At 65.4% G+C, this 24,379-nt stretch carries 24 protein-coding genes; 7 read left to right on the top strand and 17 right to left on the bottom strand.

The window, feature by feature from the left end:
- Nucleotides 1-16 precede the first annotated feature (16 nt).
- From lpdA to OUZ49_RS19200, 4 genes are all read right to left on the bottom strand, one after another.
- Complete coding sequence (lpdA, locus tag OUZ49_RS19215; protein WP_266152230.1) at nt 17-1,801, bottom strand: dihydrolipoyl dehydrogenase; 1,785 nt, start codon at nt 1,799-1,801, stop codon at nt 17-19.
- Between the two features lie 100 nt (nt 1,802-1,901).
- Nucleotides 1,902-3,599 (bottom strand): dihydrolipoyllysine-residue acetyltransferase, encoded by a 1,698-nt coding sequence (aceF, locus tag OUZ49_RS19210; protein ID WP_266152229.1) that lies wholly within the window; start codon nt 3,597-3,599, stop codon nt 1,902-1,904.
- 234 nt (nt 3,600-3,833) lie between these two features.
- Entirely contained in the window at nt 3,834-4,667 is an 834-nt protein-coding gene (locus tag OUZ49_RS19205) for a mechanosensitive ion channel family protein (RefSeq protein ID WP_266152228.1), read from the bottom strand.
- An 80-nt stretch (nt 4,668-4,747) separates the two neighbouring features.
- Entirely contained in the window at nt 4,748-5,566 is an 819-nt protein-coding gene (locus OUZ49_RS19200; protein ID WP_266152227.1) for a DUF2884 family protein, read from the bottom strand.
- 231 nt (nt 5,567-5,797) lie between these two features.
- On the opposite strand from OUZ49_RS19200, the gene OUZ49_RS19195 reads away from it, so the two are divergent.
- Together OUZ49_RS19195 and OUZ49_RS19190 are read left to right on the top strand one after the other, a co-directional pair.
- Nucleotides 5,798-7,456: an FAD-binding dehydrogenase gene (locus OUZ49_RS19195; RefSeq protein ID WP_266152226.1), complete on the top strand. Its 1,659-nt coding sequence runs from the start codon at nt 5,798-5,800 to the stop codon at nt 7,454-7,456.
- The gene (locus OUZ49_RS19190; protein ID WP_266152225.1) at nt 7,453-8,472 is read left to right on the top strand and encodes a 2-dehydropantoate 2-reductase; all 1,020 of its coding nucleotides are present in this window, start codon (nt 7,453-7,455) and stop codon (nt 8,470-8,472) included. Before OUZ49_RS19195 ends, OUZ49_RS19190 begins: the two co-directional genes overlap by 4 nt.
- Here OUZ49_RS19190 and OUZ49_RS19185 read toward each other — a convergent pair.
- The 9 genes from OUZ49_RS19185 to OUZ49_RS19145 all read right to left on the bottom strand — a co-directional run bounded on the left by OUZ49_RS19185 (nt 8,466) and on the right by OUZ49_RS19145 (nt 14,255).
- Nucleotides 8,466-9,686, bottom strand: a complete 1,221-nt coding sequence (locus tag OUZ49_RS19185) for a low temperature requirement protein A (RefSeq protein WP_266152224.1) — start codon at nt 9,684-9,686, stop codon at nt 8,466-8,468. The two genes, OUZ49_RS19190 and OUZ49_RS19185, sit on opposite strands and share 7 nt — an antisense overlap.
- A gap of 67 nt (nt 9,687-9,753) precedes the next feature.
- On the bottom strand, nt 9,754-10,083 hold the full coding sequence (locus tag OUZ49_RS19180) for a DUF2845 domain-containing protein (RefSeq protein ID WP_266152223.1): 330 nt from the start codon (nt 10,081-10,083) through the stop codon (nt 9,754-9,756).
- 269 nt (nt 10,084-10,352) lie between these two features.
- Nucleotides 10,353-10,625, bottom strand: coding sequence for a DUF2845 domain-containing protein (locus tag OUZ49_RS19175; protein WP_266152222.1), 273 nt, complete (start codon nt 10,623-10,625; stop codon nt 10,353-10,355).
- Between the two features lie 30 nt (nt 10,626-10,655).
- A complete protein-coding gene (locus OUZ49_RS19170) occupies nt 10,656-11,231 on the bottom strand; it encodes a DUF924 family protein (protein WP_266152221.1) in 576 nt (191 codons plus the stop codon).
- Nucleotides 11,232-11,257: 26 nt separating this feature from the next.
- Nucleotides 11,258-11,698, bottom strand: coding sequence for a PA2169 family four-helix-bundle protein (locus tag OUZ49_RS19165; protein WP_266152220.1), 441 nt, complete (start codon nt 11,696-11,698; stop codon nt 11,258-11,260).
- Between the two features lie 103 nt (nt 11,699-11,801).
- Entirely contained in the window at nt 11,802-12,554 is a 753-nt protein-coding gene (locus tag OUZ49_RS19160; RefSeq protein WP_266152219.1) for a DUF2884 family protein, read from the bottom strand.
- A gap of 61 nt (nt 12,555-12,615) precedes the next feature.
- Entirely contained in the window at nt 12,616-13,158 is a 543-nt protein-coding gene (locus OUZ49_RS19155) for a hypothetical protein (RefSeq protein ID WP_266152218.1), read from the bottom strand.
- A 5-nt stretch (nt 13,159-13,163) separates the two neighbouring features.
- Nucleotides 13,164-13,700 carry a peroxiredoxin gene (locus OUZ49_RS19150; protein WP_266152217.1) on the bottom strand — a complete coding sequence of 179 codons (537 nt, stop codon included), beginning with the start codon at nt 13,698-13,700 and terminating at the stop codon, nt 13,164-13,166.
- Nucleotides 13,701-13,796: 96 nt separating this feature from the next.
- A complete protein-coding gene (locus OUZ49_RS19145; RefSeq protein ID WP_266152216.1) occupies nt 13,797-14,255 on the bottom strand; it encodes a hypothetical protein in 459 nt (152 codons plus the stop codon).
- Nucleotides 14,256-14,570: 315 nt separating this feature from the next.
- On the opposite strand from OUZ49_RS19145, the gene OUZ49_RS19140 reads away from it, so the two are divergent.
- Nucleotides 14,571-14,987: a universal stress protein gene (locus OUZ49_RS19140; protein ID WP_266152215.1), complete on the top strand. Its 417-nt coding sequence runs from the start codon at nt 14,571-14,573 to the stop codon at nt 14,985-14,987.
- Between the two features lie 149 nt (nt 14,988-15,136).
- Nucleotides 15,137-15,958, top strand: coding sequence for a ferritin-like domain-containing protein (locus OUZ49_RS19135; RefSeq protein WP_266152214.1), 822 nt, complete (start codon nt 15,137-15,139; stop codon nt 15,956-15,958).
- 144 nt (nt 15,959-16,102) lie between these two features.
- Here OUZ49_RS19135 and OUZ49_RS19130 read toward each other — a convergent pair whose 3' ends face one another.
- From OUZ49_RS19130 to OUZ49_RS19120, 3 genes are all read right to left on the bottom strand, one after another.
- Nucleotides 16,103-16,549, bottom strand: coding sequence for a DUF6491 family protein (locus OUZ49_RS19130; protein ID WP_266152213.1), 447 nt, complete (start codon nt 16,547-16,549; stop codon nt 16,103-16,105).
- Nucleotides 16,550-16,609: 60 nt separating this feature from the next.
- The gene (locus OUZ49_RS19125) at nt 16,610-17,335 is read right to left on the bottom strand and encodes a hypothetical protein (protein WP_266152212.1); all 726 of its coding nucleotides are present in this window, start codon (nt 17,333-17,335) and stop codon (nt 16,610-16,612) included.
- Between the two features lie 132 nt (nt 17,336-17,467).
- Nucleotides 17,468-17,770 carry a DUF3247 family protein gene (locus OUZ49_RS19120; protein WP_266152211.1) on the bottom strand — a complete coding sequence of 101 codons (303 nt, stop codon included), beginning with the start codon at nt 17,768-17,770 and terminating at the stop codon, nt 17,468-17,470.
- Between the two features lie 150 nt (nt 17,771-17,920).
- Between OUZ49_RS19120 and OUZ49_RS19115 the strand changes: the two genes are divergently transcribed.
- From OUZ49_RS19115 to OUZ49_RS19105, 3 genes are all read left to right on the top strand, one after another.
- Complete coding sequence (locus OUZ49_RS19115) at nt 17,921-19,189, top strand: MFS transporter (RefSeq protein ID WP_266152210.1); 1,269 nt, start codon at nt 17,921-17,923, stop codon at nt 19,187-19,189.
- Nucleotides 19,190-19,348: 159 nt separating this feature from the next.
- The gene (gene ubiM, locus OUZ49_RS19110) at nt 19,349-20,542 is read left to right on the top strand and encodes a 5-demethoxyubiquinol-8 5-hydroxylase UbiM (RefSeq protein ID WP_266152209.1); all 1,194 of its coding nucleotides are present in this window, start codon (nt 19,349-19,351) and stop codon (nt 20,540-20,542) included.
- A 105-nt stretch (nt 20,543-20,647) separates the two neighbouring features.
- Nucleotides 20,648-20,968 carry a hypothetical protein gene (locus tag OUZ49_RS19105; protein ID WP_266152208.1) on the top strand — a complete coding sequence of 107 codons (321 nt, stop codon included), beginning with the start codon at nt 20,648-20,650 and terminating at the stop codon, nt 20,966-20,968.
- 75 nt (nt 20,969-21,043) lie between these two features.
- On the opposite strand, the gene aceE is transcribed toward OUZ49_RS19105, so the two are convergent.
- Nucleotides 21,044-23,737: a pyruvate dehydrogenase (acetyl-transferring), homodimeric type gene (gene aceE, locus OUZ49_RS19100; protein WP_266152207.1), complete on the bottom strand. Its 2,694-nt coding sequence runs from the start codon at nt 23,735-23,737 to the stop codon at nt 21,044-21,046.
- Nucleotides 23,738-24,379 lie beyond the last annotated feature (642 nt).

The raw sequence follows: 24,379 nt of genomic DNA, 5'->3' as shown, positions 1-24,379 counted from the left end.
GCGATGCGCTGGCGCATCACTTCTTCTTGGGCAGGTACAGGTCGGTGATGGTGCCTTCGTAGACTTCGGCCGCCATGCCCACCGATTCGCTCAAGGTCGGATGCGGGTGGATGGTCAGGCCGATGTCGGCCGCTTCGCTGCCCATCTCGATCGCATGGGTGATCTCCGCGATCAGGTCGCCTGCATGCGGACCGACGATGCCGCCGCCCACTACGCGATGGGTTTCCTCGTCGAACAGCAGCTTGGTGAAGCCTTCAGTGCGGTCGATGCCGATGGCGCGGCCGCTGGCCACCCACGGGAACTTGCCCACGCCGATCTTGAGGCCCTTCTCCTTCGCCTCGCGCTCGGTCACGCCGACCCATGCCACTTCCGGATCGGTGAAGGCGACGGACGGGATCACCCGCGCATCGAAGTAGCTCTTCATGCCGGCGACGACTTCGGCCGCCACGCGGGCTTCATGCGTGGCCTTGTGCGCGAGCATCGGCTGGCCGACCAGGTCGCCGATGGCGAAGATGTGCGGCACGTTGGTGCGCATCTGCTTGTCGACGTTGATGAAGCCACGCTCGGTGACGGCCACGCCCGCCTTGTCGGCGCCGATCTTGCCACCGTTCGGTGCACGGCCCACGGAGACCAACACGCGGTCGAACAGCGAAGTCGCGGGAATGCTTTCGCCTTCGTAGCTGACCTCGATGCCCTTCTTGGTGGCCTTGGCCTCGACCACCTTGGTCTTGAGGTGCACGCCTTTGAGCTTACCGCCCAGGCGCTTGGCCAGCGGCTTGATCAGGTCGGCATCGGCGCCGGGGATGAGCTGGTCCATGAACTCGACCACGGTCACTTCGCTGCCGAGCGCCGCATACACCGTGGCCATCTCGAGACCGATGATGCCGCCGCCAACGACCAGCAGCTTGGCCGGCACGTCCTTCAGCTCGAGCGCGCCGGTGGAATCCACGATGCGCTCGTCGTCCCACGGAAACGCGGGCAATTTCACCGACTGCGAGCCGGCCGCGATGATGGCGTTCTCGAAACGGATCAGCTGCTTGCCTTCGGCCGTCTGCACTTCCAGCTCGTGTGGCGACACGAAGGTGCCGACACCTTGCACGGTGCGCACCTTGCGCTGCTTGGCCATGCTGCCCAGGCCGCCGGTGAGCTGGGCCACGACCTTGTTCTTGAAGCCGCGCAGCTTGTCGAGGTCGAGCTTGGGCTTGCCGAAACTGACGCCGTGCGCGGCCATGGCCTCGGCCTCGTCGATCACGGCAGCGGCGTGCAGCAGCGCCTTGGACGGAATGCAGCCCACGTTGAGGCAGACGCCGCCAAGCGTGGCATAGCGCTCGACCAGCACGGTGTCGACGCCCAGGTCAGCGGCGCGGAAAGCCGCCGTATAGCCGCCCGGGCCGGAGCCCAGCACGACCAGCTTGCAATCGATATCGGCCGTGCGACCGGAAGCGTTCGCGGCCTGTGGTGCCGGCGCGGCAGGCTTGGGCGGCTCAGCCTTCACTGGGGCAGGAGCGGCCGCAGCGGGCGCTGCCGCCTTTGGCGCTTCGGGCTTGGCCGCGGCGGCGTCCGCCGCTTCCAGCACGGCAATCACCGCGCCTTCGGACAATTCGTCGCCCACCTTGACGCGCAATTCATTCACCACGCCGGCGGCGCTGGAGGGAATCTCCATGGTCGCCTTGTCCGATTCGAGCGTGATCAGGCTCTGTTCCTTGGCGACCGTGTCGCCGACCTTCACCAGCACCTCGATCACCGGCACGTTGTCGTGACCGCCGATGTCGGGAACCTTGATTTCGATGGTGCTTGCCATGGGGAATCCTTTGTTCTTGTTCGCTTACCGGCCAGGTTTTCGCAAGCCCGGCCCCTCACCCCGACCCTCTCCCCGGAGGGGAGAGGGAGTTAAATCGAGGTCAGAGCAGCAGGCGGCGGATGTCGCCGAGCTGGGTAGCAAGGAAGGCGGCGAAGCGCGCGGCGAGCGCGCCGTCGATCACGCGGTGGTCGTAGCTGAGCGACAGCGGCAGCACCAGGCGCGGCGCGAATTCCTTGCCGTTCCATACCGGCTTGGTCTGCGCCTTGGAGACGCCGAGGATGGCCACTTCCGGCGCGTTGACGATCGGCGTGAACGCGGTGCCGCCGATGCCACCGAGCGAGGAGATGGAGAAGCAGCCGCCGGACATTTCGGCCGGACCGAGCTTCTTGTCGCGCGCCTTCTTGGAGATCTCGCCAAGTTCCGCCGCCAGTTCGAGCAGGCTCTTCTTGTCGCAGTCGCGGATCACCGGTACCACCAGGCCATCGGGCGTGTCCACCGCGATGCCGATGTGGAAGTACTTCTTGAGGATCAGCTTCTCGCCACTTTCGTCGAGCGAGGCGTTGAACTGCGGGAATTTCTTCAGCGCCGAGACCACCGCCTTGATCTGGAACACCAGCGGCGTGATCTTGAGGTCCTTGTTCTCTTCGCCCAGCTTCTTGCGGAACGCTTCCAGCTCGGTGATGTCGGCGTCTTCGTGCTGGGTGACGTGCGGAATCATCGCCCAGTTGCGCGCCAGGTTGGCGCCGGAAATCTTCTGGATGCGCGACAGCGGCTTCTCTTCGACCTCGCCGAACTTGGCGAAGTCGATCTTCGGCCACGGCAGCAGGTTGAGACCACCGCCGGCCGCCACCGGTGCGCTGGTCGGACGCGCGCCCGAGGCCAGCGCGTGCTTCACATAGGCGCTGATGTCCTCACGCTGGATGCGGCCGCCGCGGCCGCTGCCCTTGACTTGCTGCACATCCACGCCCAGCTCGCGGGCAAAAGCGCGGATGGCGGGACTGGCATAGGGGGCGTCGCCGGGCATGATGATGCCCGAATCGAACGGCGGGCGTACCGAGGGCGGCACGTCGCCTTCCGGGGGGTTGCCCGGCAGTACGGCGCGACCACCGACCGGGGCGGGCTTCTCTTCGACCTGGGGCGCAGCCACCTTGGCAGGAGCTGCCGCCTGCGGCGCCGGCGCGGCGGCAGGCGCACCACCAGCGGCTTCGACCAGGGCGATCAGGCTGCCTTCGGAGAGTTCGTCGCCGAGCTTGACCTTGATTTCCTTGACCACGCCGGCGAACGGCGCGGGCACTTCCATGGTCGCCTTGTCCGATTCCAGCGTGATCAGGCCCTGGTCCTTGGCGATGGTGTCGCCGACCTTCACCAGGATTTCAATCACCGGCACCTCGGTGCTGCCGATATCGGGTACCAGCACCTCGCGCACACCGCCGCTGGCGGCAGGTGCGGCGGCAGGTGCCGGAGCCGGAGCGGGAGCGGGCGCGGGCGCGGGAGCAGCCTTGGCGGGCGCTTCGGCCTTGGCCGGCGCGGCGGTCGGCGCGGGCGCAGCGGCGCCTTCGGCTTCCACTTCGATGATGGCGATCAAGGTGCCTTCGGACGCTTCGTCGCCGACCTTGAGCTTCATTTCCTTGACGATGCCAGCGAACGGCGCCGGGACTTCCATGGTCGCCTTGTCCGACTCCAGGGTGACCAGACCCTGCTCCTTGGCGACCCTGTCACCGGGCTTCACCAGCACTTCGATCACCGGCACATTCTCGCTACCGATATCGGGAACGCGTGCTTCTTTAAGGTCGGCCATGGTTTCTCCTACGGATGGCGATGGCGTGCCGTGCGGGGATGACGGCCGCGTAAGGCTTTAATCATAGCGAACGAGACCCCTTTTCGGTCGCTTTTGGATCGTTTGAATCCACCATTCGCATACGTATGCATCGCCTGCGGCCACGATCCGCTGCTGATGACCAAGGCCGGTCGACCTGGATGGGAACCAGGGGGCGCAAATCGCGCCCCCCTGGAAACCTCCGGCCTCACCTGCTCAGCCGGCCTGCCCGGCCATGGGCCCGCGCACCACGGTCAGCACGCGCTGGGGCGACGGGATGCTGATGCCCTCGGCTTCGAAGCGTTCCTTCAGCGCCCGCAGCAAATCGGTCTGCGCCGCCCAGATGTCGCCGCTGCGGGTGAACGCGCGCAGCACCAGCACCACGGCGTTCTCACCCAGGCTTTCGGTCCAGATGCCCGGCGCAGGGTCCTGCAGGATGCGCGCGTCGGCGGCAAACAGCTGGCGCACCACGTCCATCGCCTTGCCGATATCGTCCTTGTAGCCGATGCCCACCTTCAGCTCGAAGCGCCGCGTGCCGCGCCGGTTGAAGTTGATGATCGCGTCCGAGCCGATCTTGGCATTGGGCACCACCGCTTCGCGGTTGTCCGGCATCACCAGCAGCGTGTGCATGAGGCTGACGCTCTCGACGGTGCCATCGATCCCGCCCGCATGGATGAAGTCGCCCACGCGGAATGGACGAAAAATAATCAACAACACGCCCCACGCGAGATTGCTCAGCGAACCCTGCAGCGCGAGGCCAATGGCCAGTCCGCCCGCGCCCAGGGCAGCAAGCAGCGGTGCGGGCGGCACGCCGATTTCCTGCAAAGCCATCACGATCAACAGGGCGATCAGCACGCCATTGATCAGGTTGCGCAGAAATCCGCTGAGGGTCTCGTCCACCCTGGCGCGGCGCATCGCGCGCCGGGCGAAGTTCGCCACGCGTGCTGCCAGCCACAGGCCGACGAGCAGCAACAGCAAGGCGGTGGCCAGATGAATGAGAGTATCGATCGCGCCGGCGGAAAGGGGCAGGCGTGCGAGGAATTCGTGCATGGACTAGGACTCGTGCGTGATGAACCCACGAAGCCTAGCAGTCCTGCGCTCAGCCTTTCGTCGCAAGCCTGTCGGCAAGCTTAATCCGCGTTGGCATGATCATCGGTGGTGGCCAGCTTCTTGGAGTTGTCACGCTCGCGACTCAGCAAGCGCAGACGCGAACCATCCTGCAGACGGAACTGGAATTGCTGTTGCAGGCTGTCGAGCGCATGCAGGCGCGGGCATAGCGCGTCGGCGCGTTTCCCCAGCTGGTCAGCGCGTGCATTTACTTCCTTGTCGATGGTGTGATCCAGCGAATCCGCGCGCGCCTCGAGCGCCGCCACCTTGTTCTGATCGCCACTGAGCGCCGCCTTGACGGCGGCGCCGGTGACCTTGCCAACAAGATCGGATACCGACTGCTGGATGCTGCCCTCGATCAGCTCGTCCAGGTCGTGCGGCTTCCACACGCCCTTGCCCAGGCCTTCGTCGATGCGCGCCAATACCTGCCGATGATTGGCCTCGAGCCGGCCCACCATGTCGTGGCGTTCATCGTCGTTCTCGGCAAACGTGAGCAGCACCGCGCGCATCGCGGCGTAGCCGATATTCACGCCCTCGCGCGCGATCTCCGCCACATCGGGCAGCAGGCTACGCACCTGCGACTCGTAATTGCGCAGGCGCGCGGCGTCATCCGCGGAAACCACCACGTCGCGCCCATCGACACTCAGGTGACCGTCATGCATGACGATCTTGGCCGGATGACCCGCATCGCGCCGGAAGTCGATGCTGTCCTGGGTGACGCGCACATCGAAGTCGGTCGAGTAGCCGCACTGCCCGTCGTGAATCTGGATATCGTGCGCCTGCGCTGCGCCGCACAAGGCGAGGCTCGCCGCCCATACCAAAGCCCTGCATTTGATGCGCATGCGTATCGCCTCCCCGAAGCTGCCTGCGGTGCGCGCCACTGCGCGACCTGGAGGCCACCATGCGCCTCCCACCACGCCGGATCATGGGCCAGGTGTCATGCCCTGCCATCGGTCATGGCAGCGGACTGGCGCCCTTCGGGGGCGCGCTTGCGCCAATGACGCAGCGCACATAGCAAGGCCCGCCGTCACCCGCTAAGTTCGTCTGTAGTAATCACCATGTGGGGACGTGGGATGCGGGAGGGGTGTGACGTCATCGTCGTGGGCGCCGGCCTGGCTGGATTGGCCGCCGCCACCGAGCTGACCGATGCAGGCAAGCGCGTACTGGTGCTGGAGCAGGAGCCGGAACAAAGCCTGGGGGGACAGGCGTTCTGGTCGTTCGGCGGATTGTTCTTCGTGGATTCGCCGGAACAACGGCGCATGGGCGTGCGCGATTCGCACGCGCTGGCGCTGGCCGACTGGATGGGCACGGCCGCGTTCGATCGCCCGGAAGACCATTGGCCACGACGCTGGGCCGAGGCCTACGTCGATTTCGCCGCCGGTGAAAAGCGCCGCTGGCTGCACGCCATGGGCATGCGCTGGTTTCCCGTGGTGGGCTGGGCCGAGCGCGGCGGGCATGGTGCCATCGGCCATGGCAATTCGGTGCCCCGCTTTCATGTCACCTGGGGCACCGGCCCGGGCGTGCTCGAACCGTTCGTGCGGCGTGCGCGCGCGGCCCAGGCCAGGGGCCTGCTGCACTTCGGCTTTCGCCACCGCGTGGACGAATTGCTGGTTGCACAAGGCGTGGTGGTCGGCGTTCGCGGCAGCGTGCTTGCGCCCGACTCCATGGAGCGCGGCAAGCCCAGCTCGCGCGACGTCACGCAGGCTTTCGAGCTGCGCGCGCAAGCCGTGATAGTCGCCTCGGGTGGTATCGGCGGCAATCATGAGCTGGTGCGACGCAACTGGCCCGAACGCATGGGCGCGCCGCCTGGCCACATGCTGTGCGGCGTGCCTGCGCATGTGGATGGCCGCATGCTTGGCATCAGCGAAACGGCAGGCGCCCGGCTGATCAACCGCGATCGCATGTGGCACTACGTCGAAGGCATCGAGAACTGGAACCCGATCTGGCCGATGCACGCGATCCGCATCCTGCCCGGACCGTCCTCGCTATGGTTTGATGCCACGGGCAAGCGCCTGCCCGGCCCGCTATGGCCTGGTTTCGACACGCTGGGCACGCTCGAGCACCTGCGCCGCACCGGTCATGACTACAGCTGGTTCGTGCTCGACCAGCAGATTATCCGGCGCGAGTTCGCGCTGTCCGGCTCGGAGCAGAATCCCGACCTTACCGGCAGGAGTTGGCGCCAGGTGGCCAAGCGTGCCGTCGGCAAGGGGGCGCCTGCGCCGGTGGAGGCATTCAAGCAGCACGGCCGCGACTTCATCGTACGCAACACGCTGGAAGAGCTCGTCGACGGCATGAATGCGCTGGCGGGCAATCAATGGCTGGACATTACAAAACTTCGCAGCGAGATCGAGGCACGGGACCTGCAGTTCGACAATCCGTACGCCAAGGACAGCCAGGTGATGGCCATCCATAACGCGCGCCGCTATCGCGGCGACAAGCTGGTGCGCGTGGCCAAGCCGCATCGCCTGCTCGATCCGGCCAACGGCCCGCTGATCGCCGTGCGCCTGAACATCCTCACCCGCAAGACACTCGGCGGTCTCGAAACCGATCTCGATGCGCGTGTGCTGGGCCATGACGGCCAGCCCTTGCCCGGTCTTTACGCCGTCGGCGAGGCGGCGGGTTTCGGCGGTGGCGGCCTGCATGGCTACCGTGCGCTTGAAGGCAGTTTCCTGGGCGGCTGCCTGTTTTCAGGCCGCGTCGCCGGCCGCGCAGCGGCAGCGGCGGTCGCATGAGCGAACATGTGCGCCCGCGCATCGCCATCTATGGCGCCGGCAGTGTCGGCGGCTACATCGGCGGACGCCTCAACGAACAGGCCCGCGTGACCTATATCGGTCGCCGGCGCGTCATCGACGCCATGCGCTTGAATGGGCTGACCTGGAGCGACTTGAAGGGTCATCGTTGCCGTATTGCCCCCAAGACGCTGGATCTCAACCTCGATCCGTTCGCCGCCGCCAAAGCGCACCTGGTGCTGGTGACGGTGAAGTCTTCCGCTACTGAATCAGTGGCACGCGAACTCGCCGGCGTGATCGCCCCCGGCGTACCGGTGATCAGTTTCCAGAACGGCCTGCATAACGTGGAAGCGTTACGTGCGGCCCTGCCCAAGCACGTGGTGCTCGCGGGCATGGTGCCGTTCAATGTGCTGCAACGCGGTCCTGGCGCATTCCATCAGGGCTCCGATGGCGAGCTCATGGTAGAGGCACATCCGTCGCTGGCGCCGTTCCTCCCCTTGTTCGAAGCCGCCGGCCTGCCCTTGCAGCCACGACAGGACATGCCTGCCGTGCAGGCCGCGAAATTGCTGCTCAATCTCAACAACGCAGTGAATGCGCTGTCCGACTTGCCGCTGAAGCAGGAACTGTCGCAACGCTGCTGGCGCCGCTGCCTGGCGCTGGCGCAACGCGAAGCATTGAGCGTGTTCGCCACCGCCGGCATCCGGCCGGCCAGGCTCACGCCCCTGCCGACCGGCTGGCTCCCGCGCCTGCTCGAAATGCCGGATGCCTGCTTCAAGCGCATCGCCTCGCGCCTGCTGGCCATCGATCCACTGGCGCGATCGTCCATGTGGGAGGACCTCGAAGCGGGGCGGCCGACCGAAGTCGATGCCATCAACGGTGAAGTCGTCCGGCTGGCCGCCAGTCACGCGATGAAAGCACCGGTGAACGCGCGACTGGCCTCGCTGATGCACGACGCCGAACATGCGCGCCGCCCATGGAATGGCGCACAACTGCTGGACGAACTGCGCTCGGCTCAGTGATCCGTTGACTCGTAGAGCTCTCGCCGCAAATTGCGCAACGAGAGCGTTTCCCAGCTCGCCGCGAGCACCAGCACCGCGGTGGTCAATGCGGCAAGCGACAACACGCTCAGCGTGGCTGCGGCCACCAGAATGGCCAGCAGCAGCGCCAACCCCACCAGATGCGACAGCGGGAAGTTGGTGTGGATGACCGCCATCTTGAACAAGGCGTTGCCCAGCAGATACAGCGCCGGGCCACCAAGCAGCACGGCGATTTGTGGTGCGGTCGCCAGGGCGTGCGCCTGAGTCAGACTCAGCTCGTCTCCCACGGCGCTGACCACGATGCCTGCCACGATGAGCAAATGAAGATAGGTGTAACCCAATCGCGCCGTGCGCCCCGGGTCAGCCGACTGGCTGATCGAACGACTGCCCCGCTCCACCGCAAGATCGAAATAGATCCACCACATGGCGACGCAGCCGATGAAGGCGGTCACAAAGGCCAGCCAGGCATCCAGGGTCCGCTCACTCTCCGCGAAGCTGCTGCCGGTGACGACCACCGACTCGCCCAGCGCGATGATCACGAACAGGCTGCATCGCTCGGCCATATGGCCACCTTCGACATCCCACTCGGCCGTGCTTGAGCGTCCCAGGCCGGGTACATAAAAGAACATGGCGGGGCCGAGGTATTCGATGGCAAGCGCGATCGTCCAGCACAGCAGCCGCGCCTGACCCTGCTGCAAACCGCCGGCGATCCACAGCACCGCGGTCGTCGCCAGCCACAGCGTGATGCGGTAAAAATTGCGGCGCGCCGGCAGCGGCGAACGGCGCAGAGCCCATAGCATGAAGCACGAGCGACCTACCTGCATGAAAGCGTAGGCGCCCGCGAAAAGCAGCCCGTGCCCATCGAACGCCTGTGGCAACGCCGTCGACAACAGCAGGCCGGCGAACATCAAGACTAGCATCAGCAACCTGACGGCCAGGCGTTCCGGATCCAGCCAGTTGGTGATCCAGCCGGTGAAGATCCACACCCACCAGACCGCAAGGAACAGCAGCAGCACGTGCAGCGCGCCGAGCAGGCTCAGGTCGCGCAACAGCGTGTGGGAGAGTTGCGTCACCGCATAGACGAAGACCAGGTCGAAGAACAGCTCGATATTGGTGACCTTGCCGTGCATGCCGGCCTGGCGCGGACGCAACAGGCTGGGCGCGGCAGGCCCGCCCTCGGGTGGAACGTGAGACATGGCGCGATCTCCCTCGAATCGCGCCTGTTATCGCATGACCGCGGGCACGATCGCCACGTCCGCCTGCTCAGCTTCCCGAGTCTTCGAAGCCAATCACCTTGCCGTCCGCCAACAGGACGGTGGTGACACGATTGCCGCGTCGATACTGCCACTGCTCACTACCGGCCTCGCGGGAAGAAGGTGTCTTGCGACGGCCACCGCGCCTTCCGCCGCGCGCGTTCCCGCTGCGTGCCCCGGTTTTCTTGTGCGACTTGTACGAAGGCTTGCCGAGCAGCTCGACCACCCGCGACGCGCTGTCACCGACCGTGAGTACCTGATTGCCCACCCGCAACGTGCTGCTGCCGGCATGCGCGGCGAACGCCAGCAACAACAGCGCGAAAAGTCCATGACGACGCATGGCCACCTCCCTGTCGACGAACCATGTGCGTACGGAACGTCCTGCCCACGCCACCCGAACGCGCCCATGCGCGGCGAACATGAAGATAGCCCGCAACCCACCAGCGGCGCATGCTTCCGTAGCCGCGGGGTGGTGTAGGTGGCGGCCCTGCGTCGAGGCCCGCGAGGCGTGGGCGGGATGCAGGCGTCGTGGCGTTGCGTGCCGCTACGGCCAATGACCGAACGAAACCTCCACCACGCCGCAGGCGGCACGCTCATTGGCACAGCCGCTCAGCGTGTTCGGTCTTCGATATTGCTGACCGTTCCGTTGCTGATCGTCACCGTCACGACGTGCCCGTCATCGCGCTGGTACTGCCAGCGCTCCCCTTGGTGAGCACCGAATTGGTTCTCCACCGGTTCCTTGAAATCGGGCTTGCCGAGCAATTGCATTGCGCGCGTGGCGCTGTCGCCCACGGTCAGGACCTCGCTGCCGATCCGCAAGGTGCTGCCAGCGTGTGCGGCCAGGCTCAGTAACAACAACAGGACGACGAGATAACGACGCATGGTGAACTCCTTGTCGATGGATGGTGGCGCTCAGAAGCCCGAGCCGGGCCCGCTGAGATAGGCGCTTTCCTCGGGCGTGCTGGTGCGGCCAAGCGCGGCATTGCGGTGCGGAAAGCGCCCAAAGCGATCGATCACGTCGCGATGTCGCCGCGCGTAATCCAGATAATCCTCGTAGCGAACCCGCTCCGTCGCCGGCGACTGCGCCAGCAGTTGCTCGAACAGCTCGACGCTGCGGCGCTGCAATGCCGAATCCTCCGCATGCTCCAGCGGCAGATAGGCAAACAGGCGCTGCAAGGGCGATAGCCGCAAATCATCGCCGGTGGCGATGCCGGCCAGTGCGATGGCCTGCGCCTTCGGGTCGGCCGCCCAGGCACGGGCATCGCGACGATGGATATTGCGACTGAACTGGTCGAGCACGATCAACAGCGCGAGCCACCCGCCGGGCGTGGCGGCCCAGTCATCGAGCTCCCCGCGGGCAGCCGCTTCGAGCACGACGCCGAAACGATGCCGAATCCGCGCGTCGAACGCCGGGTCGTTGTCGAACCAGAGCGCTTGCGCAATCGCGTCGAACCAGAAATCCAGCACATCCATGGGCGTGGTTGGCATGCCTTTATCCTTGGCCAGGGGTGTCTTCAGCCGTGCGTGGTACCGGCAAGGCAGTGCATATCGTTGTGAATGCCGTGCAGGCGTGACAGTTGCACACCAAGCACCCGGGCGGACTCATCCGAGGCATGTGCCATCTGCTGCTCGAAGCTATGCAACAACGCGCATTCATTGCGCGCCAGGCAATGGATCCAGGCGACATCGCGATTGGCGGAAAAACCGGTGGTCATCTCGGCGACGGCACTGCGCACCGCGCCAGCGAGCGTGCCGTGGCGCGCCGGGGCGTGGCCACTGGCGTGGACCTGCGCCTGCAGGTCACCGATCAGGGCATCGAGCGTATGCAAGTTCTCGGTCAGCAGGGCTTGCAGGCCCGGCTCGCGCACCTGGGTCAACGCCCGCCGGTACAGCTCGCGGTCGTCGATGCCACGCCGGATCAGGGCGTTGTAGCGCGGTACTCTCACGTGCGACACGAGGTCGCCTCCTCACACGGCTAACAGCGGCAACATCCTCGTCCTTTGCCGCTTAGCAGAAGGTTAATCAGCTGCCGCGACCCAGCTCGCGCTGGCACGCGCCCTATTGCCCGACCTGGATCAGGTTCAATGACTGGCCACCCGCTCCGCGGATGCCTTGCTGCAGCTCGGCCAGATGCTGGATGGAAGGGCACAAGGCCTGGATCTCGGGCGCCAGCACCTGCATGCGCCGCTCCAGGCGCGGTCGCAACTGGGTGCTTAGATCCGCGGCACTGTCGCGCAGGTTCGCCGCCGCCTGCAGGTCACCGCTCAAGGCGGCGTTGATGGCCTGCTGGCCAAGGTCGTTGGCGAGCAGGGGCAGCAGATCGGACGCCAGCTGGTTGGCGTACTGGTCGGCCAGGTTACCTTGCCAGTCGTGCGTGCTGTTGCTGGCTGCGATGCGCTGCTTGAGCTCGACCGCCCGCATGGCAAGGCGCCGATCCATCTCGGCACGGGTCTCGGGGCTCAGCGAAAGGCGCGCGCCCTCGTCGTGCATCGCCGCCGCCAGGATATCCACGCCATGCGCCGCCACGGTCTTGGCACGCGGCATGAGCGCGCGCAGCTCGCGTTCGAAGACGGCGAGACGATCCTGGTCCTCGGGTCGAAGGCGCACCGGCGTACTGTCGGTGCGCAAAGCGCCATCCTGCAACTCGACCCGCTGCGGCGCCGGCTGCGGGCGATCGAACAGCAATCCGCCTGGCGTCACCGACAGGTCGTAGCTGCTGCTTGCATGGCAGGTGGTCGCCAGGTCTTGTGCATGCAGCCCCAGGCTGGCCAGGGAAAGCACCGAGAGAAGCGACAGGCGGCGCACGCGCATGGCAAATCCATGTGAACAAGGAGCCGCAGCGATAACCCGCGCTGCAGCAACCGTCGCTGAACTAGCGCCCGCGAGAGCGGAATTGCTCGCGCACCGCCGGCCGCGACAGCCGCCATGCCAGCCACAGCAGCACCGGCACCGCGAGCGCCTTGAGTCCCACGGCCATGGCAAAGTTGCGGCGCAACCGGCCCAGGGTCTGCTGGGCGGCCTCGTCCGCGCCCGACTGCAGCAAGGCTGCGGCGTTGTCGACGTTGTGCCATTGCGCAAACAGGGTGATCCCGCTCACCAGGGCCCAGATAGCCAGCAGCACCGCCGCGATTTGCAAGGCCACCCGGGACCACGCCTGGCGCAGGATCGCGCCAGCGCAGACCACGATGATCGCAAAGGCTCCAGCGAGATAAGCCAGGTCCCAGGCCAGTACACCGCGCAGGTGAGCTGTGGCTTCCGCGCTGCCCGATGTCTGCAGTGCGCCCCATACCTGCTGGGCGTGCAGCGCGTACTGCAGGCAGCCAAAGGCCGCCAGCAACAGCATCAGCCAGACCACGATCCTCCACACCGCAAACCCACTGGGGCGGGTGGCATCGCGCTGTGTCGTCAACGGCATCGGGATCACCTCTTCAACGTGTTGAGATCAGCCAGCAGCTGGGCGGAGTTCTGCTCCGGGTCCACGTCCTGGTAGACCTTGGCGATCTTGCCCCGCGGGTCGATCAGGAACGTCGTGCGGCGCGCGTATTTGAAACCGAGCTTGGAAGTCAGCACACCATAGGCCTGGGCCGTCGTGCTGTCGGCATCGGACAGCAGCGGGAACGGGACGTGGTATTTGGCGGCGAAATCGGCGTGCGACTTCACGTCATCCAGGCTCACCCCCAGCACCTCGGCGCCGGCCTGGCGCAGCTTGGCGATATCGTCACGGAAGCTGCAGACCTCGGTCGTGCATCCCGGGGTGAAGTCTTTCGGATAGAAATACAGCACCAGCCAACGACCCTGGTGATCGCCAGGGGTCTGCCACTTGCCGTTCTGGTCCTGCAGGCGGAAAGCGGGGGCGGCTTGCCCCACTTGCGGTACCCGCGCGGGCTCGTCCGCAAAGGCGGGAGCGGACAAGCCAAGCAGTAGTGTCACCATCAAGAACAACGAAAGGCGGCGCATGACGGCGGTCCAGACAAGGGCAATCGGGGTGCAGTGTACGCGCTGCAAAAGCAAAGGGCGCCACCAGGCGCCCTTTGCGGTGTCGACGCAGCGGGATCACATCCTGGTAATGGTGAACTGCCCCACCGATACGCCCAGATCGATGCCTTCGCCACTGCCATGCAGGGCCAGCGAGGTGGTGCCCTTGGTCAGCACCTGGGCCTGGCCGCTCTTGACCACACCCGCCTCCGCACCGGCCTGCGCATAGTCGCCGAAGACGTCGTCGATGCTGCGTACGTGGGTGATCTCACCCTTGCCGTTGTCGATGCGGAACTTGCCCGCGGTGAGGCCGCCACCGACCGTGGAGATCTTTACGTTGGCCCGCTGGCCGTTGCTGCAGGAAACCGTGCCCGAGCCTTCCGCATGCTTGTAGATCGCCGACCATCCGGCGAGGCTGAAGCTCAGGTGACACTCGACGTCAGCTTCCGCTGCCTGCACCCTGGCCACCGGGGCGGTGGTCAACGCACCAGCAAACACGAGCGTCAGGGCAGCCATTCCGAACGTACGCTTGATCATTTCAGTCTCCTGCGTGAGTGGAATCAGACGGCACCGACCATTGTTAATAACGATCCTGAACGCATGCGGACATGGCCCGGCCTTCGTTCATCCTTGACGCCGGGTATGTGAAGACAGCGTGGAGGCCGCTCGCGTTGATGACTTACGGGCCAAGCTGCCAGGCGCACCTGCATGCATCGTGGCAGGCGTGCGCGGACGGCTGTACGCTGGCGCAAAGATCCAGCAAAACCTGCAGGCCAAGCTCACCGAGGTCGGGCGCCGCTAGCGCCAGCTCACCGACTGAAGCGCGGCCTGGGTCATACCCAGAGGAACTTCATGCTCAAGTACTCGCTGGTTGGTTATGACGGCTCCGCTTCCTCCAAGCAGGCGTTTCGTTTTGCCCTTGAATGGGCGCGCGCCAGCGGTGGTCGGGTGCGTGTGGTATCGGTGGTGCAGGTGACCGAAGGCAGCGCCGATACCTGTGCGCTGATGATCACCGACTCCGGCGCCAAGCGTTGCACCGCCCTGCTGGACGAACTGCGGGAGATGGCGCCGGGAGCGGAAGCGCTGATCGATGCCGAGGTCGTCCGTGGCAGCCCCGGTGACGCCTTGCTGGACCAGGTACGTCGCCACGGCATCGACCATATCGTGATTGGTCATACCGAACGGGGCGCACTCGCGCGCTGGCTACTGGGCTCGGTGTCCGGCGAGGTGCTTCAGCGCGCCCACGTCCCCGTTACCGTCGTTCGTTGATGCGCTGGCGCCTGGGGCGCATCCGCTACCCCAGGTCGGCGGGCGTTAATCCGCCGCGACGATCTCGTCGTATGCTCTTGTCACCTTATTGTCATGCCAGGCCAGCGCCGCGCCGCGCGCGCCAGCCCCGCCCGCACAGGAATGCCCGCGTGAGCTATGCCACATCGTTGCCCTGGACCCTGGAAAGCCTGGATCTCGGTCGAATCGACGTCCAGCGCGTTCGCCAGAACGAGGATCTGTTTTTCCTGCTGTGCAGCTCGTCCTTCGTCGAGAGTGGCTCGGATCTGTATACGCACAACCTGGTCGACCATTTCGCGGGCGACCAGGAACTGCAGACCTGGCTCAGCCAGCATTGGGAACACGAGGAACTGCAGCACGGCCGCGCGCTGTCCGCCTACGTCAAGACCGTGTGGCCGGAGTTCGACTGGGATCGCGGCTTCGCTGCGTTCTGGCAGGAATACGGTGCAGTGTGCACATCGGAGCAACTGGAATCGAGCCGCGGCCTGGAGCTGGCGGCACGCTGCGTGGTGGAAACCGGCACGGCCAGCCTTTACCGCGCGCTCAACGACATCACCGACGAACCCGTGCTGAAGCAGCTCACCGGCCATATCAAGAGCGATGAAGTGCGCCACTACAAGCATTTCTACCACCACTTCCGGATTTACCGCGAACGCGAAGGCTTCAGCCGCTACAAGGTATTCCGCGTGATCCTGCGCCGCGTCAACGAGATCAAGAGCGAAGACAGCGACATCGCGCTGCGCCACGTGTTCAACCAGTGCTATCCGCAGCACAAGGAAAACGAGGCGGAGTTCCGCCGCGTCACCGGCCGCGCCCAGGGCCTGCTGCGCCGGAACATTCCGGCGGAGATGACGGTCAAGATGCTGCTGCGGCCGCTCGATCTCCCGCCGCTGGTGCAAAACATGGTCGAAAAGCCGCTGGCGAAGATCGCCGAGAAGTTGTTCCTGCACTGAGGCCGGGTGCTTAGGGACGAGTGGCGAGGGCGCCAGCACCACCCGCTGGGCCAGCGCCTGACAGGTCGACGCAGTTGGCACAGCTCCAAGTCACGCCTTACCGCTCGAGCTCGCGCCCTCGCGACTAGCCCCTCGCCCCTTCCATCACTTCGCTGGACGCTGCGCTTCCTCGATTTCGCGCGGCTTGCCCTGCTGCGGCGATTGCAGCTTCGCCACGTCAACCGGACGGATCTGCTTGATGAAACAGGGCGTATCGTGCGGGCCGGTAAGCACCCGGTCGAACTTCACCAGGACCTCGCTTGCCTGCGAGGTCAGGGCAATATTGTTGGTGAACGGCAGATTCGAGCAGTAGCCGTCGAGATCCAACAGCCACGCCTCGCTGGAGCGCGTGTAGATCGCCAGCTGCCGGTCACCGAGCGGCTCCCACGACCACAGGCTGAAATAGTGGAAGCGGTCCACCGGTCCGCCAGCGGCTGCCGCGTAGGCCTGTTGCCGTGCCTCGACTCGGGCGGTGTAGTCCTTGCCGACGCGCGCGCAGGCGGCAAGCAGCACGACCGTCGCGCCGACCATCAATATGTGTTTAAGAGCCATGGCACGATCTCCAAAAGTACCTGTTTTCCATAACGCGCAACCCGCCCGGGCGTGGACGGCTTACTTCTTCGCGGACTTGCTCACCGGCTGCCATTTGGCGGGATCAAAGCCTCCGACCTCGTAGACCAGGGTCACCTTCTTTTCGCCATCCTGCATGGTCACGTCCATGGTGATCTTCTTGGCCTTCTGCAATTGAGCAATGAAGGTCTTGTCGTCGCTGAACAGCAGCGCGGGTTCACCGGTCGTGGGGGCGAACGCCTTGATGCTGCCCGGCTTGTCGTCGAACGTGGCCTTGATGGTGCAGGTGGCCTTGCACACGAATCCATGCGGACCGCTGCTGAACAGGAACGCATTCTGTCCCCACGCCGTGTGCCGGCGCAGCACCAGCCGCACGCGGCTCTCGCCTGAGGGTTGGCTGCTGTAGATGGTGGCGGTGGACTGCGTGCCGCCTTCCATCGGCGATACCTGGTAAAGCCACAAGCCCTGCAGCCGGTTGCGCTCGCTCGTCTCGGTGTAGCGCTTCTCGATTTCCGGCAGGCTCTGCTGCACCTCCTTGGCGGCCGCGCTGTCGGGATAGCGGCTGACGATGTCCTTGCCCATGGTGACGGCCATTTCGTCGTTGTGGATGCGCACCAGCTGGCGGTAGGTATCGAGCTTCTGTGCCGAATCATCGGCGGGCACCTGGGTTGCCTGCGGCGCTGCGGCCTGGTCGCTCGATGACGAACAGCCGGCGATAACCAGCACGGTGCCCAGGGCGGTAGCGAGGCGAAGGCGCAAAAGATTCATGGGCAGCGTCCAGGCGATAGAAGGTGTCTAGAGTGGAACGGATAGCGGGCCCCATGCAACTGACTTGCCATCCTCATCCTCAGTAGCCGTCACCCCTGCGTGGCGCGCCGCGGCTGGTCCCGGCGTGGCAGCTCAGGTCTCGCTGCCCAGGGTCGAGTCCAGATGCTCGACGCGGTGGATATCACCGAGCCACACATAACAACGCCAGTCCGGCACGTCGGGGCGTTCCAGGCGCACCACCCCATTGACCCCCTCGTTTTCATCACGGTCGCGGAACATCTGCACGCTCGGACGTGCGCAAACGATGCCGTCGTAGCTGCTGCCGTCGTTGAGCAACAACACCACATGGCCATTGGCCGGCAGCTCGCCGACCAGGGTCTCCAGATGATGGATCTGCGCGGGCTCGGTATACACATGCGTGGCCAGCCTGCCCATGGTGCACCTCGATGGCTCGATAGGTAACGCCACGCTAGCCCGCGCTTCGACAAGCCCAGGTCAAGCTGGCGGAACATGGACGTGAATGGGCGACGCTTTGCCACAGGCCTTCAGCCACCGATAATGCCGGCATCCACGCAAGGACTCCCCATGCCCCCCTCCACCGCCCCTGCCCCGGCGGACTCGCTGCGCTCGCATCCGGCCTTCGTGCAGTTCTGGTTTGCACGCATTGCTTCCGGCTTTGGCTTCCAGATGCTGTCGGTGGCAGTGGGCTGGCAGATTTATGCGATCACCGGTCGCGCGCTGGACCTGGGCCTGATCGGCCTGGTGCAGTTCTTTCCATCGGTGCTGCTGGCGCTGCCGGCCGGCCATATGGCCGACCAGTTCGAGCGCCGCCGCATCGTGCAACTGGGCCTGCTGGTCGAATGGCTGGCGATCGTCGCGCTCGCTGCGATCAGTCTGCTGCATCTCGCGCATGAGGCCGGCATTCTCGTGCTGGTCTTCATGGTCAGCACGGCCAAGGCCTTCGAATTTCCTGCCCTGCAATCGATGGTGCCGGCCCTGGTGCCAACGCCGGTCTTGCCACGCGCCATGGCGGCCAGCGCCTCGGCCGGCCAGGCGGCGATGATCATGGGGCCGGCCGTCGGCGGCTTGCTGTATGTCGCCGGTCCGGGCACCGTGTATTCGGTCTGTGCCTTGCTGTATCTGGTGGCGGCCGTGCTGATGGGACGTCTGCGTTATGAGCAGGCACCGCCGCGGCGCGAACCGGCCACCTTGAAAACCCTGTTTGCAGGCGTGCATTTCATACGCCAGCGTCCCGACGTGCTGGGCGTGATTTCGCTGGATCTGTTTGCCGTGTTGCTGGGTGGTGCCACGGCGCTGTTGCCGATCTTCGCCAAGGACATCCTGCACACCGGCCCCTGGGGCCTGGGCCTGCTGCGCGCGGCACCGGCGGTGGGCGCGCTGCTGATGTCGCTATGGCTGACGCGGCACAATATGGAGCGCCGCGTGGGTCCGATCATGTTCGCCTGCGTGGCAGGCTTCGGCGTCGCCACCCTGGTGTTTGCCGTGTCCACGGCGCTGTGGCTGTCGCTGGCAGCGCTGTTCGCGCTGGGTGCGTTCGACATGGTGAGCATGGTGATACGCGGGGCGCTGGTGCAGCTGGACACGCCCGATGCGATGCGCGGCCGGGTCAGCGCGGTCAATGCGATCTTCATCAACACCTCCAATCAGCTCGGCGAGTTCGAATCCGGACTGGTCGCCGCCTGGGTCGGCGCAGTCAATGCCACCTTGATCGGCGGTATCGGCACGCTGGTGGTGGTTGGGCTGTGGATGGCCATGTTCCCATCGCTGCGGCGGCGTCAACGACTGCACGCCGAGCCTGCCCAGGCCGACGCGACCGCCATCGAGACACTCTGATCGAGTTGTCCCCCACGCCGGGGGACCGGCGCGAATCGACGTCGGCGCAGCCCATTCCCGGCTTCGCCGCACGCGTTTGATGCGTGTCAAAGCGATGGCTGCGGCGTTCGCTAGCATGGCAGGTCACTCTCGTGGCCTCTGGCCAGGCGGATCCATCGCATGAACGTCGATATCGTCATCGTCGGAGCAGGCCCTGCCGGCCTCTGCTTTGCCAAGTCCCTGGCCGACACCGGACTCAAGATTCTCATCGTCGAACGACAGACGACCGAGGCCCTGCGCGACCCCGCGTTCGATGGACGCGAGATCGCGCTCACGCAACGCTCGGTGCGCATCCTGCGTGAACTCGGCCTGTGGGCGCGGCTTGATCCCGCGGATATCACGCCGCTGCACAGTGCCCGCGTGCTCAATGGCCACTCGCGGCATGGCCTGAACGTCGTGCCGCCCGGCAAGGGCGACAAGGAGCTCGGCTTTCTGGTGCCCAACGACCGCATTCGACGCGCTGCCTACGCCGTCGTCGCGCAGGAGCCTGGCATTACGCTGATCAGCGACACGGCCGTGGGCTCCATCGCGCTTGGCGAAAGCCAACCCCGCTTGCAGCTTGCCGACGGCCGCGTGGTCAACGCCCGCCTGATCGTCGCCGCCGACAGTCGCTTTTCGCAATTACGGCGGGACGCCGGCATTGCCGCCGACATGCACGACTTCGGCAAGAGCATGCTCGTATGTCGTATGGCGCTGGAGCAAGCTCACCAGCACCAGGCACTGGAATGGTTCGATCACGGCCAGACGCTTGCCCTGCTGCCGTTGCGGGACAACCAGGCCTCGGTCGTGCTCACCCTGCCCGGCCAGGCCATGAAAGCCTTGATGGCGATGGACGAGCATGCGTTCAACGACGAGATTCGCCGTCGCTTCGACGGTCGCTTCGGGTCCATGCAGCTGACCAGCACCCGGCACACCTACCCGCTGGTTGCCGTGTATGCGCGTCGCTTCGTCGCGCCGCATTTCGCCCTGGTCGGCGATGCCGCGGTGGGCATGCATCCGGTCACCGCTCACGGCTTCAATCTGGGGCTGCTGAGCGTGGAGACGCTGTCCTCGCAGATCCGGCAGGCGCTCAGCTTGGGCCAGGACATCGCGTCGACGCGCGTGCTGCGGCGCTATCAGCACGCCCATCGCCTGGCTACCCGACCGCTCTACCTGGCCACCCTGGCCATCGTGAAGCTGTTCACCGACGACCGGCCACCGCTCAGGCTGGCGCGCTCGGCACTGCTGCGGGCCAGCCAGGCACTGCCTCCGTTCCGGCTCGGCCTGGCACGCATGCTGGCCGCCGGGGGCCGCGGACGCTGCCCGGTGCCTTGAGTCCGTGCGGCCAACCTCGTGCCGCATGAACGAAAGCAGTGGGCTGTTTACACATCGATCACACCAGCGCTGGCAACTTGCTGATTCCGACTGCAGGAGGACGCCATGGCCCGCTCCCACGATCTTGAAAACAGCGTCAACGGCGTCCGCGAACGGGTGCGTCACTACGCGGACGGTGTCTCCGATCGGGCTGATGACCTGCTCGAACGCGGGCGCGAGGCGCGCCGCCAGTTCGGACGCCACCGCAATACCTATGCACGCCGGATCGGCCATGCGGCCGAGGACTTCGCCGACGAGGCGAACTACCAATATCGCCGGCTGCGCCGCCAGGTGTCGCGCCACCCGGTCGCCACCACGGCGATCGTGGCCGGCACGCTAGGCGCGTTCCTGCTATTGCGTCATCTGTTCCGCGACAGCGACGACTAGCCGGCGCCATCGGCAACAGCGCCCAAAGAAAAACCCGCCTCTCGGCGGGTTTTTCATGACTGCTCAGGCTAGCGATCAGACCGTCTGCGGATTCGGCTTGTCCGGATCGAGCTTATAGGTCTTGATGGCGCGGCTGACGTCCTTGGCGTTGACCTTGCCATCCTTCGCCAGTGCGGCCAGCGCCGCGTGGGCGATCCAGTAACGGTCAACCTCGAAGAAGCCACGCAGGTTCGCACGCGTGTCCGAACGACCGAAGCCATCGGTGCCGAGCACGGTGTAGTGCATGCCATCCGGCATGAAGGCACGGATCTGGTCCGAGTATTCACGCACGTAGTCGGTGGCGGCGATGGCCGGACCCTGGCGGCCCTGCAGCAGGCTCGTCACGTACGGCACGCGCTGCTCCGATTCGGGATGCAGGCGGTTCCAGCGCTCGGCATCGAAACCATCGCGACGCAGTTCGCTGTAGCTGGGGCAGGACCAGATGTCGGCAGTGACGCCGAAGTCCTTTTCCAGCAGCTCGGCAGCGGCAATCACCTCACGCAGGATGGTGCCCGAACCCAGCAGCTGCACGCGCGGCTCGCCCTTCTTCGGCTTGCCGGCGTCCTTGAACAGGTACATGCCCTTGATGATGCCTTCCTCGGCGCCCTTCGGCAGATCCGGGTGGCTGTAGTTCTCGTTCATCACGGTGAGGTAGTAGTACACATCCTCCTGCTCTTGCAGCATGCGGCGCACGCCATCCTGCAGCACCACCGCGACTTCGTAGGAGAACGTCGGGTCGTACGACTTGCAGTTCGGGATCGCGCCGGCCAGCAGGTGCGAATGGCCGTCCTCATGCTGCAGGCCTTCACCGTTGATGGTGGTGCGGCCGGCGGTGCCGCCGATCAGGAAGCCACGCGCGCGCATGTCGCCCGCTGCCCAGGCCAGGTCGCCGATGCGCTGGAAGCCGAACATGGAGTAGTAGACGAAGAACGGCAGCATCGGCTGGTTGCTGATGCTGTAGCTGGTCGCCGCGGCCATCCAGGCGGCCATGCCACCGGCCTCGGAGATGCCTTCCTGCAGCACCTGGCCCTTCTGGTCTTCGCGGTAGTACAGCAGCTGGTCGGCGTCCTGCGGACGATACTTCTGGCCGAACGGCGCGTAGATGCCGATCTGGCGGAACATGCCTTCCATGCCGAAGGTGCGGGCCTCGTCGGCCACGATCGGCACCACGCGCTCGCCGATCTGCTTGTCGCGCAGCAGCAGGTTCATGCCGCGCACCAGCGCCATGGTGGTGCTGATTTCGCGTTCGCCGCTGCCCTTGGTGATCTGCTCGAACGCCGACAGGTCCGGCGCCTTGATCTTCAGGTCGGTGTGGCGACGACGCTGCGGCAGCGCACCGCCGAGCGCGCGACGGCGCTCCAGCATGTACTGCACTTCCGGCGAATCCTTGCCTGGGTGGTAGTACGGCACGTCCTTGAGCTGGTCGTCCGGCACCGGGATATTGAAGCGGTCGCGGAAGTGGCGCACGGACTCCTCGTCCAGCTTCTTCTGCTGGTGCGTCGGATTCTGCGACTCGCCGGCCGCGCCCATGCCGTAGCCCTTCACCGTCTTGGCCAGGATCACCGTGGGCATGCCCTTGGTGTTCACCGCCTGGTGGTAGGCCGCATAGACCTTGTGCGGATCATGGCCGCCACGGTTGAGGCGCCAAATGTCGTCGTCCGACAGGTTGGCGACCATCTCGCGCGTCTCCGGATACTTGCCGAAGAAATGCTCACGCGTATAGGCGCCACCGAAGGCCTTGCAGGCCTGGTACTCGCCATCGACGGTTTCCATCATCAGCTTGCGCAGCACACCCTTGGTGTCGCGCGCGAGGAGCGGATCCCAGTAGCTGCCCCAGACCACCTTGATGGCGTTCCAGCCGGCACCACGGAACACGCCTTCCAGTTCCTGGATGATCTTGCCGTTGCCGCGCACCGGACCGTCCAGGCGCTGCAGGTTCGCGTTGATCACGAACACGAGGTTGTCCAGGCCTTCGCGGCCGGCCAGCGAGATGGCGCCGAGCGACTCGGGCTCGTCGGTTTCGCCGTCGCCCATGAAGCACCAGATCTTGCGGTCGGTCTTCGGCATCAGGCCGCGATGTTCCAGGTACTTCCAGAACTGCGCCTGGTAGATCGCCTGGATCGGGCCCAGGCCCATCGACACCGTCGGCACCTGCCAGTAATCGGGCATCAGCCAGGGATGCGGGTACGACGACAGGCCGCGGCCATGACCGGCCACTTCCATGCGGAACAGGTCGAGCTGCTCCTCGCTGATGCGGCCTTCGAGGAACGAACGGGCATAGATGCCCGGGCTGGAATGCCCCTGGTGGAACACCAGGTCACCCGGATGATCGGCGCTCGGTGCGCGCCAGAAATGGTTGAAGCCCACGTCATAAAGCGTGGCCGAGGAGGCGAAGCTGGCGATATGGCCGCCCAGTTCACCGGGCTTGCGGTTGGCACGCACGACCATGGCCATGGCGTTCCAGCGGATCAGCGTACGGATACGCCATTCCATCGCGGCATCGCCTTCCATCTTGGCTTCGTTCGGCGGGGCAATGGTGTTGACGTATTCGGTGGTCGGGTTGAACGGCAGGTAGCCGCCAGCGCGACGCGTTGAATCGACCATCTTCTCCAGCAGGTAGTGCGCGCGCTCGGTGCCGTCATGGTTGATGACTGCATCTAGCGATTCGAGCCACTCTTTGGTTTCGGTGGGGTCGAGGTCCTGGTGGAGGATATCGTCGAGCTGATCCATGGGGAGCTTCTCTCCGCGGCGCCGGGGGGGTTGGCGCGGCTATAGGTGGATCGCCTCTCTATGCGAGAGACGGGGAACCCTTCGAGTGTAGCTCCGGCGCGGTTTTTCGCCAATTGGATCGAGACAATACGGAGGCGAATGGGGTGGGCTTGTGGGCCCGATGGGCGGCCCTGGCAATGTCAGGCGCACCGTCACTCCACCTCGCGCCCTCGTCGAATGACTTTCAAGGTGTTGAATATGTTGGACGTGGCGATTTCCTTCGATCACCCCCTCAGGCGCCACCCTTACTCCTTCTCCCCTCCGGGGAGAAGGTTGGGATGAGGGGCGGGTGCTCGCGATAACGCTACAACCGGGCTATGTCCCCAGCTCAGTCTTGGGTTAACGGCAACCCGGTGCCTTAAGCCCTCTCCGCCACGGCGCGTTGCGGAGTAGCCGCTGTGTCTCGGCCATGGGCCGCCACCTGTCTGGCTGGCGACACCCGTCAGGCTCGTATCCCGCGCAATGCTACGAGCTCCTCAGGCCATTTTCTTTGGGTTAGGCGGTGTCAATCTAGAAGTGCATCATCGATGGCTTGGGCGAGGTCATCACGCCCCAGCGCACGCATGATCATCTCCGCAGGGCAGTGGTAGTCGAGCGTGGCTC

The sequence above is a fragment of the Dyella halodurans genome, from assembly GCF_026283925.1.
Classification (GTDB): Bacteria; Pseudomonadota; Gammaproteobacteria; order Xanthomonadales; family Rhodanobacteraceae; genus Dyella; species Dyella halodurans.
This window is presented reverse-complemented; position numbering and strand designations above follow the sequence as displayed.